Origin of the sequence: Veillonella sp. AS16 (assembly GCF_000517785.1) — a bacterium.
GTDB classification, from domain to species: Bacteria; Bacillota; Negativicutes; order Veillonellales; family Veillonellaceae; genus Veillonella; species Veillonella denticariosi.
Window position 1 is genome coordinate 25,852 of record NZ_AZYX01000007.1, and the last position, 17,207, is coordinate 43,058.

The window sequence follows — 17,207 nt, forward strand, 5'->3', positions numbered from 1 at the left end:
GGTTATCGATATATAAAAATATAAATATAGTGAGGTTTAATATAACTTCAAACTATAGCATCAGGATTCTTCCGTTGTCGGTAGTTGAATATGTTTTCCGTAGTTGCTTACATATTGCTCCAAGGCCTGAATGTACTCTTGACCTAATCGGCTGCGTTGCATTTTGTTATTTGTAATGTAACCGATATGCATAATACCTTCTTCGGAGAGAGGAACGGAGATGATGTTTTCACCGTTAATTTCTTCATCGATAACACCGCTAGATACCGTATAGCCGTCGAGCCCGATAAGAAGGCTGAATAGAGAAGCTCTATCGCGCACGCGGATGTGTTTTGGGCGAACTACGGTGCTGAAAATCTCCTCTGAGAAATAGAAGGAATTATGATCCCCTTGTTCGAATGAAAGATAGGGATATTCTTCTAATTCATCCATGGATACGCTTGGTTTATGTGCCAACGGATGATTCTTGCTGATAAAAATATGAGGATGCGCTCTGAATAGTTCCGTAAAGGTCAACTCATTCGTGTGGATGAGCTTTTCCAGTACAGGACGGTTAAAATCATTGTAGAAAAGCAATCCTATTTCACTTTTCATATGAGCCACGTCATCGATGATTTCATAGGTTTGTGTTTCTCGTAGCGATACGTCGTATTGGTCGATACCGGCACCCTTCAATAGTTCTATAAACGCACTGACTGCAAATGAGTAATGTTGTGTGGAAACGGAAAATTGCTTCTTGCCGCCTCCATGGCTTTTGTATTGCTCCTCAAGCAGCGCGGCCTGTTCCAAGACCTGGCGCGCATAGCCTAAGAAGCGTTCACCTTCTTTGGAAACGGTAATACCCTTATTGGTACGATCGAAGATGGTAATTCCCATTTCCCGTTCCAGTTCCTTGATAGCCTTTGTCAAGCTCGGCTGAGAAACGAATAGTCGTTTGGCAGCTTCGCTGATACTGCCGATATTTGCGATTGTAGTTACGTATTTTAATTGTTGTAGAGTCAAAGCAGTTCTCCTTTTATTCTATTATATTATTAATAGTAAACGATTCCATGTATTTAAGCAATGTTCTATATGTGTTACAATGGACTAACAGAATGAGGAGGGACTATGCTGAAACAAGTCATCGTTGTAGAAGGAAAATCTGATATACAGCGCATTGCACAGGCTGTAGAGGCCGATTGTATAGCTACGGAAGGATTTACATTGCGAAAAGGTGTAATCGATATGATTCGCATCGCTTATGAAAAGCGGGGCATTATTATATTAACCGATCCGGATACGGCGGGGGAGCGTATCCGTCGTGTACTGACGAAAAAATTCCCTCGCGCTCAACACGCTTTTGTGCCACGAGATGAGGCTTTTGCAAATGATGATATCGGTATAGAACAGGCTTCACCCGAATCCATTAGAAAGGCCTTATCCACACTGCATGTGGAATCGCTGGAGTCATCTGACGAATTTTGTATGGCTGATCTAGTGCGATATGGATTATCCGGAGCTCCTGACAGTGCTTCACAACGTGCGGCGGTAGGAGCGAAACTCGGTATCGGTTATGGTAATGCAAAGCAATTCATATACCGTCTTAATCATTACGGTATATCTCGTGAGGCCTATGAAGAGGCCGTGAATAGTTTATGACAGGAGACAGAATGTTAGAATCAGTAATTGCAAGCCCGGAAGTCGTGCACTATATATGTAAGCGTTTTGATATTAAGATGAGTAAAAAGCTGGGGCAAAACTTTCTTATCAAACGCGGTATTGTTGATGAAATCGTTCATGCTGCTGACTTAACACCCGGTGAGCCTGTTCTGGAGGTCGGTCCCGGTATAGGCACATTGACTCAAGGTTTGGCTCAAAGTGGCGCCGATGTGACGGCTATCGAACTTGATCGCCGTTTATTAGAAGTCCTCGATACCACGTTAGGATCTTATGATAATGTACGAATTGTACACGGCGATGTGTTAAAACTCGATGTTGTAACCATTATGAATCATAAGCCTTTTAAGGTGGTTGCTAATTTACCGTATTACATTACAACTCCGATTATCATGTCTTTACTGGAAAGCAAACTGCCGATCGAACGTCTCGTTGTAATGGTTCAAAAAGAGGTTGCCTTGCGGATGGTGGCAAAACCGGGTACAAAGGATTACGGGGCGCTATCTGTAGCGGTTCAATATTATACGGAATCGGATATTGTTCTCGATGTGCCGCCGAAATCCTTTTTGCCGGCTCCTGCGGTTACCAGTTCTGTTATTCGCTGCGTATTGCGTGATAAACCGCCTGTGGATGTGGTTGATGAACGTTTATTTTTCCGCGTTGTGAAAGCCGGTTTTGCGCAACGTCGAAAAACCTTTGCAAATACGATGCGTACCACGGGACTTTTAAAGGAACAGATTGAGGTAATCTTATCAAAGGCCGGTATTGACGGTCAGAGAAGAGGCGAGACCTTCAGTCTTCAAGAATTTGCCGATGTGGCAAATGCATGGGCTGAGCTATAAGAAATGAATAAGCCCTCCTGATGTTAGAATTTAATTAATCTAACATCAGGAGGGCTATTTATTATGGCAAAGTGATTAACTATCAATCAGGGGGATAAAACGTGTTGCAAATTTAACCTTATAAATTAAAAAAGCCCCGAAGGGCCTTTTTAGTATAGAATACCTGCCATTGAAGTAATGATAATGGCGTTCGCAAAGTCGATCAAGAATGCACCTACAAGGGAAACTACGAGCCATGCACGCGGGGATGGACCATGTTTACTTGCCAAGGACAACATGTTAACCAATGCATTCGGCGTCGCACCTAAACCGAAGCCGATCGCACCGGCGCCGAGCATAACGGAATCGTAGTTGCGACCGAATAAAAGGTAGATAAGGTACGCAAAAATTACGATGAGAGCCATTTGTGCCAATAGGATGGAAATGAGCGGCAATGCGAGGTTGATTAACTGCACGAGCTTCAAGCTGTTGATCGCCATCGTTACGAATAAGGATAGAGCTACATTGGATACAGCATCAAGAGCGGTATCGTTGATTTTGTATGATTTTGTGAAATCACCGAAGTTACGAATGATTGCAGCGCAAATCATAGCACCGATATAAGCCGGCAACGGAGTGAGAATTGATAATCCCGCACTGATGATGGTGCCGACGCCTAAGGCGAGACCGATCCACATGCAGATGGTCAACAAATCCTGTGCACTGAATTGTTTTCCGCCACCTTCGACGTGATCTTCGATATAATCGATACCTTCATCATCCATAGACTCAGGACTTTCATAAGGCGTTTTTACATTGTGCGTTTTGATGATACGCTCTCCGACAGGGGCTCCCAAAATGGTTCCGGCCACCATACCGAATGTTGCAGCAGCCACAGCGGCTGAAGCAGTACCCGGAATACCGAGTAATTCTTCAAAGTATGGACCGAAGGCACCGGCTGTACCGAGACCGCCCATCATGGATACGGATCCGGCCATGATACCGATGATAGGCTCAACGCCGAGTGCTTTAGCAATAAGAATACCCGTTGTATTCTGGACGACGATCCAAACGGCACAGGCAATGAAGAAAAAGATAATGAAAATACCGCCCTTTTTTAATACCTTTAATGAGGCCATCAAGCCGATGGTCGTAAAGAAAGCCAGCATTAAAAAGGTTTGTAGAGAGCTTTCAAAGGTGATATTTAAAATTTTATAATATGAAAGAATAGCAGTCAAAAATGCAAAAGGTAAGGCCCCTACAGCAGGTGCAGGCATACACATGCGTTGTAAAATCCTGGAATGTTTGTTAATCCAAGTACCTATAAATAATGTAATAATGGCAAGGCCTACAGTCTGATACATGGACAAGTTGAGGGTCCATACGTCATTAACTAACTTTAGGTCAATCAGTGGCATAAAATCACTCCTTTTAATAATAATATATTTTTATTTTATCATGAATAAATACGAAAATACTATAGAATTTATATAGTATACAAATTTTGTATATTAAATATACATTTGTCATAATAAAAATCAAATAGAATTTTTGTTTTTGAAAACATTTTACTTGAAATGAAACAGTTAAATGATAATAACTCATAATATAAATGACTTATTAACATGGATCATACCATAATTATTCGACGTTATAAATAGATTTTCCTGCTAGAAAAATAAAAATCACGGAATATAGTATACATTCTGTTATAAACGTATACGTATTCCGTGATTGTAGCTTTCATGATAGAGGTAGTGTTTAGAATTGAATATCCTCGTGTATTTTGAGCGAGGTGTTATACTTCATTATGTAATTTTGGTGTCGTTAAAAATACTACGTCCGGATTGCGTTCCTGAACCCAGCCCATCTGCCATTCATTGGAGATGAGTACTACGGTACGGTCGCGATTATCTTTCACAATCATCGCATTATCTACACCTTTTAATGTGGCGATATCCACATCGCCGTCAATCCAGCGGGCTACGCTGTACGGCAATGTATGATTCAAAAGATCTACACCGTACTCATTTTTGAGTCGGTATTCCAATACTTCAAACTGAAGCATGCCTACGGCACCGACAACGAAAGAGTCAAGAGCACCCGGTTGTTCAAAGATTTGAACGGCACCTTCTTGAGCAAGTTGTGTCATCCCTTTTTGGAATTGTTTACGTTTCATCGTATCTTTCGGAGATACACGGGCAAAGAATTCCGGTGGGAATACAGGAAAGTCACCAAAGGTTACCTTGTGCTTCGGTGTACATAGGGTATCACCGACCCCCATCGTTCCCGCATCAAATACACCGATGATATCGCCCGGGTACGCGTTCTCCACGATGGTTCGCTCAGTAGCGAGGAATTGTTGCGGTTGCGATAGGCGAATGGCTTTGTTCGATTGACGATGTAATACGGACATGCCTTTTTCAAATTGGCCGGAGCAGATACGCATAAATACGATGCGGTCATGGTGATTTGGATCCATGTTGGCCTGGATTTTGAATACCAGGGCGGAGAAGTCTTCGCTCGTTGGCTGTACCGTTTCCTCAATGGCTTCGCGCGGAGCCGGAGATGGGGCGAGTTCCAAGAATTTTTCCAAGAACGGCTTAACCCCGAAATTTGTCATGGCGGAGCCGAAGAACATCGGTGTCAATTCGCCGGCGCGAACTTTATCAAAATCAAAGGGATCGCCTGCCACATCGAGCAGTTCGATATCATCGAGGAGGGCCTGGTATACTTCAGCACCCAATAATTCTTTCATACGCGGATCATCGAGGGCGCCTTTTTCAGAGGCTAATTTCTCCTGTCCGTGTGTTTCGTCTTTGGCAAAAAGCTCGATTATTTCATGTTCTCTGTCGTATACGCCCTTGTACTCGCCGTTGATACCTATAGGCCAGTTCATAGGACAGGTGCGAATGCCGAGAACGTTTTCAATCTCCTCCATTAGGTCAAACGGGTTGCGGCCGAAATGGTCAATCTTATTGACGAATGTAAAGATTGGAATACCGCGTTCTTTAGATACGGCAAATAGTTTCTTTGTTTGCGCTTCGACGCCTTTTGCCACGTCGATGAGCATGACTGCACTGTCGGCGGCCATTAATGTGCGATATGTATCCTCCGAAAAGTCCTGGTGACCGGGGGTATCGAGGATGTTGACGCGACAGCCGTCATAGTCGAATTGTAATACGGAACTCGTTACGGAGATACCGCGCTGCTTTTCGATTTCCATCCAGTCGGACACGGCATGTTTTGCGGTCTTTCTGGACTTTACGGAACCGGCTAGATGGATAGCGCCGCCGTATAGCAGTAATTTTTCTGTCAGTGTAGTTTTACCCGCATCCGGGTGAGATATGATAGCAAACGTGCGACGTCGTTGCACTTCTTCTAAAAATGTCATGATTCACCTCTATTAAATGTTTGTGAAAGTTTTACTCTCTACAATGGGGATGTTCATATCTTTCACATCTTTAAAATTATACATGATTTTGGTAGTTATGACTATTAAATTGTAGTATAATTAAATTTCCTAGAACGGTATCGAACTATGCCGTAAATTGATGTTAAGGAGGGGGCCCATGCGGTTATTTATTGCGGAAAAGCCGTCGATGGCACGGGAAATCAGTAAATGCCTGCCGGAAAATAAAAATATACAGAAACGCAACGGTTATTTTATCCAAGGTGACGATGTGGTTACGTGGGTTGTGGGGCATGTGCTGCATCAGGCTGAACCGGGTGATTATGATGATAAATATATTCGCTGGCGTCCTCAGGATTTACCCATCGTGCCGAAGGAATGGAAACTGCTAATCACAGACAGCAGTCGGCAACAGTTCGAAACGGTAAAAGAATTGATCGGAAAAGCCGATATCATTGTCAATGCAGGTGACCCGGATCGAGAAGGTCAGCTGCTCGTTGATGAGGTCCTGTATTTTGTAGGAAACACAAAGCCGGTACAGCGTATCTTATTAAATGCACTGGATGAAAAATCGGTCAAAGCCGCATTGAATGATTTGCGTGATAATAAGGACTTTCACAATCTATATCAATCGGCCCTTGCCCGTGCCCGTGCAGACTGGCTGATCGGTATGAATTTATCCCGTGCGTATACCTTGTCGGAGCGGTATAAGGGGCATAAAGTAACCTTGCCCATCGGTCGTGTTAAAACACCTACATTGGCCCTTGTGGTTCGACGGGAGAGGGAATTGGCCGCATTTAAGCCGATTGATTATTTTACGGTTAAAATTTTATATACCCATCCGAACGGTACATTTTGGGCGACATGGCAGCCGACGGATGAACAGAAGGGGCTTGATCCAGACGGACGCCTTATCAATAAGGCTGTAGCGGATGAACTGGTTAATCGCCTTCAGGCCAGTCCGGAAGGTATCATCAAGTCCGTTACGAAGTCAAAGAAGAAAGATGTACAACGGTTGCCCCTGTCCTTGTCATCACTACAGGTGTTGGCGGGGAAGGCTTTTTCTTATGATCCGCAGACGGTACTCGATACGGCACAGAAGCTGTACGAAAAGAAATTGACCACGTATCCCCGGTCGGATTGTGAATATTTACCACCCAATCAATATGGAGATCGCATAGCAATCCTCAATAATTTACAAAATTCGGGAGATGAGAAACTATCGAAATGGGCGAGCGGTGCGGATCATAATATCAAGAGTCGTGCGTGGAATGAAAAGAAGATTACGGCCCATCATGCGATTATTCCTACGACGGTGGCGTGTAATGTGACGAGTTTATCCGAGGAAGAACGAAATATTTATTTTCTTATCAGTCAAGCTTATTTAGCGCAGTTCTATGGAGAACATGTGTATGAGCAGACAAAAATCACGGTGGATCAATGTAAGGAAGAGTTTGTCGCCAATGGCCGCGTTGTCATTGAAGAAGGGTGGAAGGCTCTTTATAAACGGCAGAAATCAAAATCATCCTTAGATAATAACGATGAGCCGGATTTGACTGATGAAAGCGGTGCTGAGGCTTCGCCGAAAAAGGATGCTATTGAAGAAGCGGATCATTTGCCGGCTGTAAAGAAGAACGATACGGTTCAATACACGGATTCGACCATCGATGCGAAGCAGACGAAACCGCCATCTCGCTTTACACCGTCTACGCTGTTACAGGCGATGAAGGAAATCCATAAATTTGTCAAGAATGAAGATTTAAAGAAGCAGTTAAAGGCTGTGTCCGGTATCGGTACAGAAGCGACGAGAGCGAATATTATAGATGAACTCATCAGTCGCGGCTTTATGAAGACATCGGGGAAAAAACAGGTCTTGTCCCCGACGGAAACAGGGTATCTGTTAGTGGATGCACTGCCTGACGAATTGCTGTATCCTGACGAAACCGCCGTATGGGAAGAGCGTTTATCCCTCATGAGTGAAGGTGAAGATACATTAGACTCTTTTCTAACGGATCAAATTAAATTTTTACAACATCTGATTGATAAGCTGGGATTTGATAAACAGGTTTCTTCTGGACAAATGATGCCTAATGTGGTGCGGACCATATCAAACCAAAATCGAAAGAGGCCTTTGGATAACAGCTCAACGGATATATCTAAATTGCCAATCTGTCCTTCGTGCAAAACGGGCCATTTACAGCAAAAGAACGGTAAATTCGGTGCATTCTTGGGATGTACCAACTATCCGACATGTCGGTATACGCAGCCTGTGGGAGGTAATCAGGCCAAACAAGATATGAATATTGATGTACCTGAGGCGAGCAGGGAATATAAATGTCCTCGTTGCCAAAAAGGATACTTTGTAAAGCAGGAGAACGGCGGTCGCATAAATTGGGTGTGCAGCAATCGGTCGGAATGTAAGACACAGTGCTCTGATGTGGATGGGGTACCGAGTGTATATGCTAATAAATAACATCAACATTTAATAGCTTAATATGTCTTTAGTCAGTATTTAGTTAACATCTTAATATTTATATAAAAGATATTTAACATTAAATGTTCTTGTTATCAGTTTTACGTTAAAGTTAAAATAGAATAATAAATAAAGCGCGTGCAGATTAGCTGTACGCGCTTTTGTATTATATAAAAGGTTTTATCTTCGTTTGCCGCGACGTCCTGTTTGACTGTTAGACGTACGTCGTTGTCGCGTGTTAGAACCCTTGTGACCTCTAGCTTTGTGTGCCTTTGCTTTTGTAGATTGGTAGGTGCTGGTGATTTTAGGCTTTGCTACAGTTTTACCACGTTTAGGTGCGCCTCCGGCATTTCCTTTAGTTTTTATCTGCCCGTCTTTAGTATATTTGGTAAGGGTTGCCTGGATAGCCCGTTCAATACGGCGTAACCAAGGTTCATCTTGTGGTGTGGCAAAGGTAACGGCTATGCCGGAATTTCCGGCGCGTCCGGTACGACCGATACGGTGGATATAATAGTCCACATCATGCGGTACATCGTAATTGTATACATGGGTGATCCCTTCGATATCGATGCCGCGTGCGGCGATATCCGTTGCGACCAGAATTTGTGTTTTTGCTTTTGCGAAGTCTCTCAAAATTTGAGTGCGTCGTCCTTGAGTTAAATTACCGTGCATTTCAGCAATATTGAGGCCCGCAGCGGTTAATTCATATGAAAGTCGAACGGCACCTTCCCGTTTATTACAGAAAACAATCGCTAAAAAAGGATTATCCTGTTCAATCATCTGAATGAGCCGGTTTGTTTTCTCTTCGGGATTCATCATGTATACTCGTTGGTCGATGGCATCTAATGTAATATGCTTACCTTCTGCCGTCACCGATACGGGTTTTGACATGTATGCTTTAGCTAAGTTTCTGATTTTATCCGGAATGGTGGCGGAGAATAGCAGTAGTTGACGATTTGCATCGGTTTCTCCGATTAGTTTTTCTATATCCGGTAAGAATCCCATGTGTAACATTTGATCCGCTTCGTCCAATACGATACGGCGGATGGAGTTTAGATGGAGAGATCCTCGATTAGCGTGGTCCAATAGACGACCGGGTGTACCTAAGATAACTTGTGGACGTCTGCCGAGTTGTTGTAATTGACTCTCGATGGTTTTACCGCCGATGAGTGGGAGAATATCCACGTTTAATACAGAACCTATTAATTTTGCCTCATCGGAGAGTTGTTTTACTAGTTCTCGTGTCGGTGCAATAATGAGGACTTGCTCCTGATGTATGTCTGTATGGACACGTTGCAAAATCGGTAATAGAAACGCTAATGTTTTACCTGTACCTGTTTGAGCTTTTGCAATGATGTCATTGCCTTTGAAGACGATAGGAATCGATTGTTCTTGGATGGGAGTAGGTTCTTTTATGCCTTGTTTCTGTAGTGCCGTGATGAGTTCATCACAGACGCCTAGGGATTTGAAAGATTTCATATATCGTCCTTTCTATCATAAATATTATAATAATTATACCTTATTATCATAAATAGGAGCAAATTACACATCATATTGAGAATATAAATCTAGTGAAAATCAATAGTTAAAAAGATTATAAACAAATAAATGAGAATTTACAAAAGTTTTTCTTTATGAATTATAACAGTAAAACTCAATTAGTTGATTATTTATTAATCTCATAAATACTATAAATGATTGACTTCACCTGTGCTTAATAGTATGAAATTAAAATTAATATCATACTATTTATGATAAATTGTTATCAATGTATATTAGAAATTAATTATAAAATTGATAATAATTGTTGAAATTAATCTTTAGAATGATATAATTATTTAGGATATTAATACGCATTTATTATCATATGTGATTAATATGAGGTTGTTAGGTACAATAATTAGGAGGTGTCGTATGGCTATCAAAAAGCTGAAGGACATGAAGGTCGGTGAATCTGGCGTTATTTCTGCACTACATGGCAGCGGTAATGTAAAACATCGTCTCATCGATATGGGTCTTGTACATGGTACAAAGATTCATGTTATGAAATTTGCCCCATTGGGCGATCCCGTAGAAATCAAAGTGAAAAACTTTGAACTAGCACTTCGCACAAGTGAAGCGGGTATGATTGATGTAGAGGTTCAATAGGAGGTCCAAATGGCAGATAATGGGAGAATTCGCATTGCCTTAGCGGGTAATCCGAACTGTGGTAAGACTACGATCTTTAACAATATCACAGGGGCGAAACAACACGTGGGCAACTATCCGGGTGTTACGGTAGAAAAAAAAGAAGGCCATACGAGTTTTAATGGTCAGGAATTGATGTTTGTTGACTTGCCGGGGACGTATAGTTTGACTGCCCGTTCCATGGATGAGTTGGTTGCTCGAAATGTTATCGTCAATGATGACCCCGATGTAATCGTCAATGTCCTTGATGCATCTAATTTGGAACGTAATCTATATTTGGCGGCGCAATTGTTGGAACTTGAAAAACCGATGGTTATCGCTCTAAATATGGCTGACGTTGCAGAAGATATGGGCATTAAATACGATATTAAAAAAATGTCCGAACTGACAGGGGCGACCATCGTTAGTACTGTAGGGCGTACAAACGTTGGGACAAAAGAATTATTGCAGGCTACTATCGATGTTGCAGCTACCCGTACTGCACCGGGTGTACAGATTAATTATGGCGAACTGTTAGAATCTAAAATTGCTGAGCTTGTAGCAGAACTCAAGAAAACGGGTACTGTTACATATCCGTTACGTTGGATTGCTATCAAATTATTGGAAAAGGATGCCGACGTTATCGGCAAGGTAATGCGCTTCGACAACACGGAATCAGTTATTGAAAAGGCGAAAGCCATTCGTGAAGAAATCAAGGACCAAGTTGATCTTGATGTAGTATTCCAGGAATATCGTCATCGTTTTGCTGTAGACGTATATAATAAATCGTTAACGCAAGCTCCGACACAGCTGGAAACACGTTCTGACCGATACGACAAAATTTTGACACATCGCGTGCTCGGGTTACCTATTTTCTTATTGGTAATGTGGTTACTATTTAATATCGTCAACACTGTAGGCGCTATTCCTCAGGGATGGATTGAGGATGGATTCACTGCATTACAGCAGTGGGTTGTTACGGTTGTACCGGAAGGTCAGCTACAATCGCTTATTTCCGACGGTATCATCGCCGGTGTCGGTGCCGTATTATCCTTCGTACCTTTAATTCTATTGTTATTCCTAGGGATTTCCTTCTTGGAAGATACCGGTTATATGGCACGTGCAGCATTCGTTATCGACCGTGTCATGCGCGCTTGCGGTTTACATGGTAAATCGTTTATTCCTTTATTGTTAGGTTTCGGTTGTTCCGTACCTTCCGTCATGGGGGCACGTATCCTTGATAATTACAAGGATCGAATGGTAACGATTCTGATTACTCCGTTCATGAGTTGCTCCGCCCGCTTACCGGTTTATACATTATTTGCTGCCGCATTCTTCCCGGAAGAATGGCGCGGTACTGTATTGTTCTGTGTTTATTTCTTAGGTATTATCTTCGGTATTATCTTTGCAAAAATCTTCCGTAAATTCTTGTTCTCTGGTGAAGCGGAACCATTTGTAATGGAATTACCTCCATATCATTTGCCAACGTTGAAAGCTACGCTTATGCATATGTATGAACGCGGTATTTTGTACCTAAAAAAAGCCGGTACATTCATCATGGCTGCATCCATCCTGATCTGGTTCATCACTTCCTATCCGATGGATGTAGAGTATTCTAAAGATTACGATGGAATGCATGAACAAGTCAAACAGACTTATGAAGTAAAAGATGCAGAAACATTACAACAATTTGGCATTACAACAGATGATCAAAAAGACTCGGTTGATAAAATTGTAGAAGAAATGAAATCTACAGTAGAAGAGGCTAACAGCGCGGCTGAAGAAGCAGAAGAAGATGCTCCTGAAATTGCCGTTGAAGACGATTCTGAAGCTCCTGAGCTATTTAACAGTATTAAAGATGATAATAAGGAATTGTTCCCGGCTGCTTGGGCTATGTATAAAAACAGCGCCAACTTAGATGAAGAAAATCAGAAAATCGACGAAGAACAAGCCGGTGAAAAACTGGAACAATCCTATGCAGCTACATTTGGTAAAGCTCTCAATCCTGTACTTGAACCATTGGGCTTTGACTGGAAAATCGGCGTAGCTCTTGTAGCAGGTTTGGCAGCTAAAGAAGTTGTTATTTCTACATTAGGTACTATCTATGCAGTTGGTGGCGATGATAAGAACCCGGCACCGTTGACTGAGTATATGCAAAACGATCCTCACTTTACACCGTTGATTGCATTGACGATGATGCTGTTTGTCTTGGTGTATCCGCCATGTCTTGCAACTCTTGCGGTTGTTAGACGTGAAACAGGATCCTGGAAGTGGGTATTATTCATGTTCTTCTATGAAAATGCCTTTGCATGGATTGCATGTTTTGTATTCTACAATGTAGGACGCGCTTTAGGATATTAATCTAAGGTGTTGATTAATCGAAGTATAACCACATCTTAGATATCCTTAATATTTTGCATTAAAGTCATGTGATTTAGATATAGGTATTTTAAAAATAATACTTGATAATTATCAATATTCGTGGTTAAATGATAATGAGAAGAGAGAAATATCTAGAATATAGCTTTTATCTTATTTATCAATGAACAGATATTGAAAAATTTATTGATATTGAGAAAGAAGGCGGTATTATGGATTCTCTGATTATAGGACTCATAGTTGTATTAGCATTAGCTTATATCGGTTTTAAGTTTTATAAACAAATGAGCGGAAAAGGAGGCTGCGGCTGCGGTTCTGATTCCGGCTCTAGTAAATCCTCAAGCTGTGGAGGCTGTTGCGGTTGTGATAGCAATCAGAACTTGGGAATCAAACGTGCTGATAAGTAAGCTTTTATAACGATTTTCATGGTAATGAAAGAGGGGTCTCTATAACAGACTCCTCTTTTCATATATAATTTTTACATTTTAACAAAGTTAATAGGAAAGGATCATAATCATGTTCAGATTCAGAAGAAATAATTTAAGAAACGCCAATTTATTTGCAGCGGGCCTTGCATTGGGTACTGTAGGTTTAAAAGTATTAACTTCTAAAGACGCTAAAAAGGTGTATGCAGGTATCGTAGCAGCCGGTCTTCGCGCTAAAGAATCCGTATTGGAAACTGCTGAAAAAGTTCAAGCATCCGCATCCGATGTATTGGCTGAAGCTCAAGAAATCAACGAAGCTCGCAACGAAGAAATTTTTGAAGAAGATGAAAAATAATTAAAGGATGACGCATATGTTACAATTTTCTGTAGTACGAAAACTCAGAAATCGCTTGCATGTGAAGATAACGGGTCATCGCTTTACGGAAACTGAAGCGGCTTATATTGAGGATACTCTGTTATTGAATGATGCAGTTGTAGATGTAACGTTCTATACACGAAGCAGTCAAGTTGCCATTAAACATAATGGTGATGAATCGGCCGTTCGTGAGGCAGTACTAGGTCTACGCGATTTGGATTTGTCCGAAGCACCTGCCTTGAGCGAGTATTCGCCACGATTGGTGAATAAAAAATACCGTGAGATGATGCTGAATAAAACGGCTCTATACTTAGGTAAAAAAGCTGTTTTACCGGCTCCTATTGCAGCGGCATGGGCGTGGTTTGACGGGCTTAAATTTATCGGTAAAGCGATTAAAACATTATGGCAACGCAAGTTGACCGTAGAGGTTCTTGACGGTGTCGCTATCGGTGCGGCACTGTTACAAAAAGACTATCCTACCGCAAGTATGGTTATGTACTTGCTAGGAATCGGCGATATCTTAGAAGAGTGGACACATCGTAAATCTGTATTGAATCTTGCTCAAAGTATGTCTTTGAATGTAGATAAGGTATGGGTTCTGGTAGATGGTGTCGAAGTTAGCAAGAGCGTTAACGACATCGTTGCGGGCGATAGAATTATCGTTCGTCAAGGTGAAGTCATTCCTTTGGATGGCGTCGTTGTGGACGGTGTTATTCTTGTTAATGAAAGCTCCATGACCGGTGAGCCTGAGGCGGTTCGTCGTGATGAGGAAACCTCTGTATATGCGGGTACTGTTGTAGAGGAAGGCAAAGCCGTCATTGAAGTGCGCAGCACATCAAAATCATCCCGATATGAAAAAATCGTAAGTCTCATCGAAGAATCCGAACAGATGAAATCCGGTATGGAACAACAGGCTTATCGCATGGCGGATAAATTGGTTCCTATCAGCTTTATCGGTGCAGGCTTGACATATTTGTTGACTCGTAATGTGATGAAGGCCTTATCCTTTGTCATGGTTGACTTCTCCTGCGCGTTGAAACTTTCCATCCCGTTGGCTGTGCTTTCAGCAATGCAGGAAGCGGCAAAACTCGGGATTACCGTAAAAGGCGGTAAATTCTTAGAACAGATCGCACAAGCGGATATGATCGTATTCGATAAAACAGGCACTCTTACAAAAGCGGAACCTGAATTTGAACAAATTATTCCGTTCAATGGACAAGATCCGGATGAAATGTTGAAATTGGCGGCGTGTATTGAGGAACATTTCCCTCATTCCATGGCAAAAGCAGTTGTACGTGCTGCAAAAGATCATGCATTGCCTCATAAGGAAATGCATTCCGATGTAGAATACGTCGTTGCTCACGGTATCGCATCCAAAGTCGGTCGTTACCGCGTACGCATCGGTAGCGCCCACTATATTTTTGATGATGAAAAAACAAAGATTCCTGCAGATGAACAGGAAAAATTTGATAATTTGCCGGATACATCATCGCATTTGTACTTAGCGATAGGCGGTACATTGGCGGCGGTTATCTGTATCAAGGATCCTGTGCGTGAAGAAGCTAAACAGGTTGTAGCGGATTTACATAAGCTCGGCGTTAAGAAGGTCGTTATGATGACGGGCGATTCAAAACGCAACGCTAAACGCGTAGCTGCGGAGATCGGCATTGACGAAGTTCATGCGGAAGTCTTGCCTGAAGATAAGGCGACGTATGTAAGACAGGCTAAGGAGGAAGGCTACACTGTAATGATGGTAGGGGACGGTATTAACGATTCTCCTGCGATTTCAGAAGCTCATGTTGGCATTGCGATGAATGAAGGGGCCCCGATTGCTCAAAAGATTGCGAATGTTACAATTTCTTCCGATCATTTACAGGCGCTGGTTGACTTACGTCGCATTTCCTTAGCGCTAATGAAACGTATTAAAGCCAATTATAACGGCATTGTAGGTTTCAACGGTGCTCTTGTTTTAGGCGGTGTCGTCGGTGCATTGCCTCCGGGACAAGCGGCATGGTTACATAATTTGTTTACTCTAGGTGTAGGCCTTGAAAGCATGACGCCATTGTTGAAAAAAGAAGAATCACAGTCAGATACCGAAACAATTGATGTTACGGCTGATACGGTGGTAGCGTAATATTAACTCCCGTACGGGGCGGATATGGGGTCCGTCTCATGCGGGAGTTTTTGTTTTATGATGACATTTGGGCCCGATTATTGTACAATAGCAGGAGATTACTTCTGGTAGGAGAACTATATGAATACATTGTTAGATATTTGCAAACGATCAGTCTATATGAATTTGTTCATCGTAGTGCTACCCCTAATTGCGTATATGATTCATAATGGATCCAGTGCTACGGTGGCACTTGTATGGTATTTATTATTATCACTTGTTATACCGTGGGCTTATTTATCCTATAAGACGAGTACATTTGGTGATGGACGGTATATCAATCGCATCGCTTATGTGGTGAGCTGGATTGTCGTGCATACCATAATCTATAAAGGAATTTTCCTGAATGTCGATTTATCTATGCTCTGGGGATGGCCGACAGCGGGGCGTGACGTGGCTTTTTTGATAGTCATGTATGTAGGTGTTACGGTAAGTTTATGTATTGCTTACGGATTATCGCGTATTATAGGAGGCCGTCATGAATAAGAACTTTTGGATATTTACGTGTATTGCGGCGCTTTTTGTCAGTGCTGTTACTGTTGTACTGACATCGAGTAAGGTATTAGCGGCTCCGATTCTGGTATTTCCCATTCTGTCTTTAGTGATACCGTTGTTGATGAGACGGCTAAAGAATGCGAAGTTTAATGATGATTTCCCTCTTCACATGGGATATCATACATACAGTTGGGCGTGGTGGTCTGTATTTTCGCTGCTACATACACCACTTGGCTTTCAAATTGAAAACGGATTGGTGAAAGTAGTCGTACTGTTTATCGTATATTTTATTATACAGGTCCTCATTGAGTTAATAGGTTTATTATTGACAAAAATTTTTGCCCGTCCTCGTCACTGGGGGATGATAGATGATGTAATCGATATTGTATTATACATCATTCCTATTCCATTCTTGTACATAGGTTCCATTCTATATATCGACTTACAGGATCCTATGGTATATTATTTGTATGCACCATCCATGAATATCAATATTGTTTTTGCTGAGTTAGTATTGCTCTTGATGACCATGTTGGTATTCGTATTTTACTTATATCCGAGACATATTGATTATAAAGGCGTTCGCCTGTTACGCATTGTCATCACCGCGGCCTTGTGGTTGGCGATGAACGGACATATTCTGTATGGTGGATATGTTCCGCCATTTATTCTATCCATCGTTCCTAGTGTTTTTCCGACATATCAGGGAAATCCGCTCGTATTCATAACTCCGGCCCTTCTGGAATCCGGAATCATAGCGGTATCCGTAATAATCGGTGCGTTGGTGGAACGAGGTATTATTTCACGTCGTCGTGAGCGTTTTTAATTTCT

Annotated in this window: 14 protein-coding genes; 10 read left to right on the plus strand and 4 right to left on the minus strand. The window is 42.0% G+C overall.

The window, feature by feature from the left end:
* Positions 1–60 precede the first annotated feature (60 nt).
* On the minus strand, positions 61–1,002 hold the full coding sequence (locus HMPREF1521_RS00260) for a LysR family transcriptional regulator (RefSeq protein WP_038114419.1): 942 nt from the start codon (positions 1,000–1,002) through the stop codon (positions 61–63).
* A gap of 105 nt (positions 1,003–1,107) precedes the next feature.
* On the opposite strand from HMPREF1521_RS00260, the gene rnmV reads away from it, so the two are divergent.
* Entirely contained in the window at positions 1,108–1,638 is a 531-nt protein-coding gene (gene rnmV, locus HMPREF1521_RS00265; protein WP_038114422.1) for a ribonuclease M5, read from the plus strand.
* An 11-nt stretch (positions 1,639–1,649) separates the two neighbouring features.
* Positions 1,650–2,498: a 16S rRNA (adenine(1518)-N(6)/adenine(1519)-N(6))-dimethyltransferase RsmA gene (gene rsmA / locus HMPREF1521_RS00270; RefSeq protein ID WP_038114425.1), complete on the plus strand. Its 849-nt coding sequence runs from the start codon at positions 1,650–1,652 to the stop codon at positions 2,496–2,498.
* A 149-nt stretch (positions 2,499–2,647) separates the two neighbouring features.
* Here rsmA and HMPREF1521_RS00275 read toward each other — a convergent pair whose 3' ends face one another.
* Positions 2,648–3,895: a sodium/glutamate symporter gene (locus tag HMPREF1521_RS00275; RefSeq protein WP_038114427.1), complete on the minus strand. Its 1,248-nt coding sequence runs from the start codon at positions 3,893–3,895 to the stop codon at positions 2,648–2,650.
* A 380-nt stretch (positions 3,896–4,275) separates the two neighbouring features.
* Entirely contained in the window at positions 4,276–5,871 is a 1,596-nt protein-coding gene (locus HMPREF1521_RS00280; RefSeq protein ID WP_038114431.1) for a peptide chain release factor 3, read from the minus strand.
* A gap of 178 nt (positions 5,872–6,049) precedes the next feature.
* Here HMPREF1521_RS00280 and HMPREF1521_RS00285 point away from each other — a divergent pair, with 178 nt between their 5' ends.
* Entirely contained in the window at positions 6,050–8,362 is a 2,313-nt protein-coding gene (locus tag HMPREF1521_RS00285; protein ID WP_038114435.1) for a DNA topoisomerase 3, read from the plus strand.
* A 180-nt stretch (positions 8,363–8,542) separates the two neighbouring features.
* Here HMPREF1521_RS00285 and HMPREF1521_RS00290 read toward each other — a convergent pair whose 3' ends face one another.
* Complete coding sequence (locus HMPREF1521_RS00290) at positions 8,543–9,841, minus strand: DEAD/DEAH box helicase (protein WP_038114438.1); 1,299 nt, start codon at positions 9,839–9,841, stop codon at positions 8,543–8,545.
* Between the two features lie 435 nt (positions 9,842–10,276).
* Here HMPREF1521_RS00290 and HMPREF1521_RS00295 point away from each other — a divergent pair, with 435 nt between their 5' ends.
* From HMPREF1521_RS00295 to HMPREF1521_RS00325, 7 genes are all read left to right on the plus strand, one after another.
* The gene (locus tag HMPREF1521_RS00295) at positions 10,277–10,510 is read left to right on the plus strand and encodes a FeoA family protein (protein WP_038114441.1); all 234 of its coding nucleotides are present in this window, start codon (positions 10,277–10,279) and stop codon (positions 10,508–10,510) included.
* Positions 10,511–10,519: 9 nt separating this feature from the next.
* Complete coding sequence (gene feoB, locus HMPREF1521_RS00300; RefSeq protein ID WP_038114444.1) at positions 10,520–12,889, plus strand: ferrous iron transport protein B; 2,370 nt, start codon at positions 10,520–10,522, stop codon at positions 12,887–12,889.
* Positions 12,890–13,119: 230 nt separating this feature from the next.
* On the plus strand, positions 13,120–13,314 hold the full coding sequence (locus HMPREF1521_RS00305; protein WP_038114446.1) for a FeoB-associated Cys-rich membrane protein: 195 nt from the start codon (positions 13,120–13,122) through the stop codon (positions 13,312–13,314).
* A 109-nt stretch (positions 13,315–13,423) separates the two neighbouring features.
* Positions 13,424–13,687 carry a DUF6110 family protein gene (locus HMPREF1521_RS00310; protein ID WP_038114449.1) on the plus strand — a complete coding sequence of 88 codons (264 nt, stop codon included), beginning with the start codon at positions 13,424–13,426 and terminating at the stop codon, positions 13,685–13,687.
* Positions 13,688–13,703: 16 nt separating this feature from the next.
* The gene (locus HMPREF1521_RS00315; protein ID WP_038114451.1) at positions 13,704–15,842 is read left to right on the plus strand and encodes a heavy metal translocating P-type ATPase; all 2,139 of its coding nucleotides are present in this window, start codon (positions 13,704–13,706) and stop codon (positions 15,840–15,842) included.
* Between the two features lie 120 nt (positions 15,843–15,962).
* The gene (locus tag HMPREF1521_RS00320) at positions 15,963–16,367 is read left to right on the plus strand and encodes a hypothetical protein (RefSeq protein WP_038114454.1); all 405 of its coding nucleotides are present in this window, start codon (positions 15,963–15,965) and stop codon (positions 16,365–16,367) included.
* Positions 16,360–17,202, plus strand: coding sequence for a hypothetical protein (locus HMPREF1521_RS00325; protein WP_038114456.1), 843 nt, complete (start codon positions 16,360–16,362; stop codon positions 17,200–17,202). The genes HMPREF1521_RS00320 and HMPREF1521_RS00325 overlap by 8 nt, the downstream gene beginning before the upstream one ends.
* The last annotated feature ends 5 nt before the right edge of the window (positions 17,203–17,207 follow it).

Coding starts and splice junctions, on each gene's coding strand:
- rnmV (WP_038114422.1), top strand. CDS start 1,108: ATGCTGAAACAAGTCATCGTTGTAGAAGGAAAATCTGATATACAGCGC.
- rsmA (WP_038114425.1), top strand. CDS start 1,650: ATGTTAGAATCAGTAATTGCAAGCCCGGAAGTCGTGCACTATATATGT.
- HMPREF1521_RS00275 (WP_038114427.1), bottom strand. CDS start 3,895: ATGCCACTGATTGACCTAAAGTTAGTTAATGACGTATGGACCCTCAAC.
- HMPREF1521_RS00280 (WP_038114431.1), bottom strand. CDS start 5,871: ATGACATTTTTAGAAGAAGTGCAACGACGTCGCACGTTTGCTATCATA.
- HMPREF1521_RS00285 (WP_038114435.1), top strand. CDS start 6,050: ATGCGGTTATTTATTGCGGAAAAGCCGTCGATGGCACGGGAAATCAGT.
- HMPREF1521_RS00290 (WP_038114438.1), bottom strand. CDS start 9,841: ATGAAATCTTTCAAATCCCTAGGCGTCTGTGATGAACTCATCACGGCA.
- HMPREF1521_RS00295 (WP_038114441.1), top strand. CDS start 10,277: ATGGCTATCAAAAAGCTGAAGGACATGAAGGTCGGTGAATCTGGCGTT.
- feoB (WP_038114444.1), top strand. CDS start 10,520: ATGGCAGATAATGGGAGAATTCGCATTGCCTTAGCGGGTAATCCGAAC.
- HMPREF1521_RS00305 (WP_038114446.1), top strand. CDS start 13,120: ATGGATTCTCTGATTATAGGACTCATAGTTGTATTAGCATTAGCTTAT.
- HMPREF1521_RS00310 (WP_038114449.1), top strand. CDS start 13,424: ATGTTCAGATTCAGAAGAAATAATTTAAGAAACGCCAATTTATTTGCA.
- HMPREF1521_RS00315 (WP_038114451.1), top strand. CDS start 13,704: ATGTTACAATTTTCTGTAGTACGAAAACTCAGAAATCGCTTGCATGTG.
- HMPREF1521_RS00320 (WP_038114454.1), top strand. CDS start 15,963: ATGAATACATTGTTAGATATTTGCAAACGATCAGTCTATATGAATTTG.
- HMPREF1521_RS00325 (WP_038114456.1), top strand. CDS start 16,360: ATGAATAAGAACTTTTGGATATTTACGTGTATTGCGGCGCTTTTTGTC.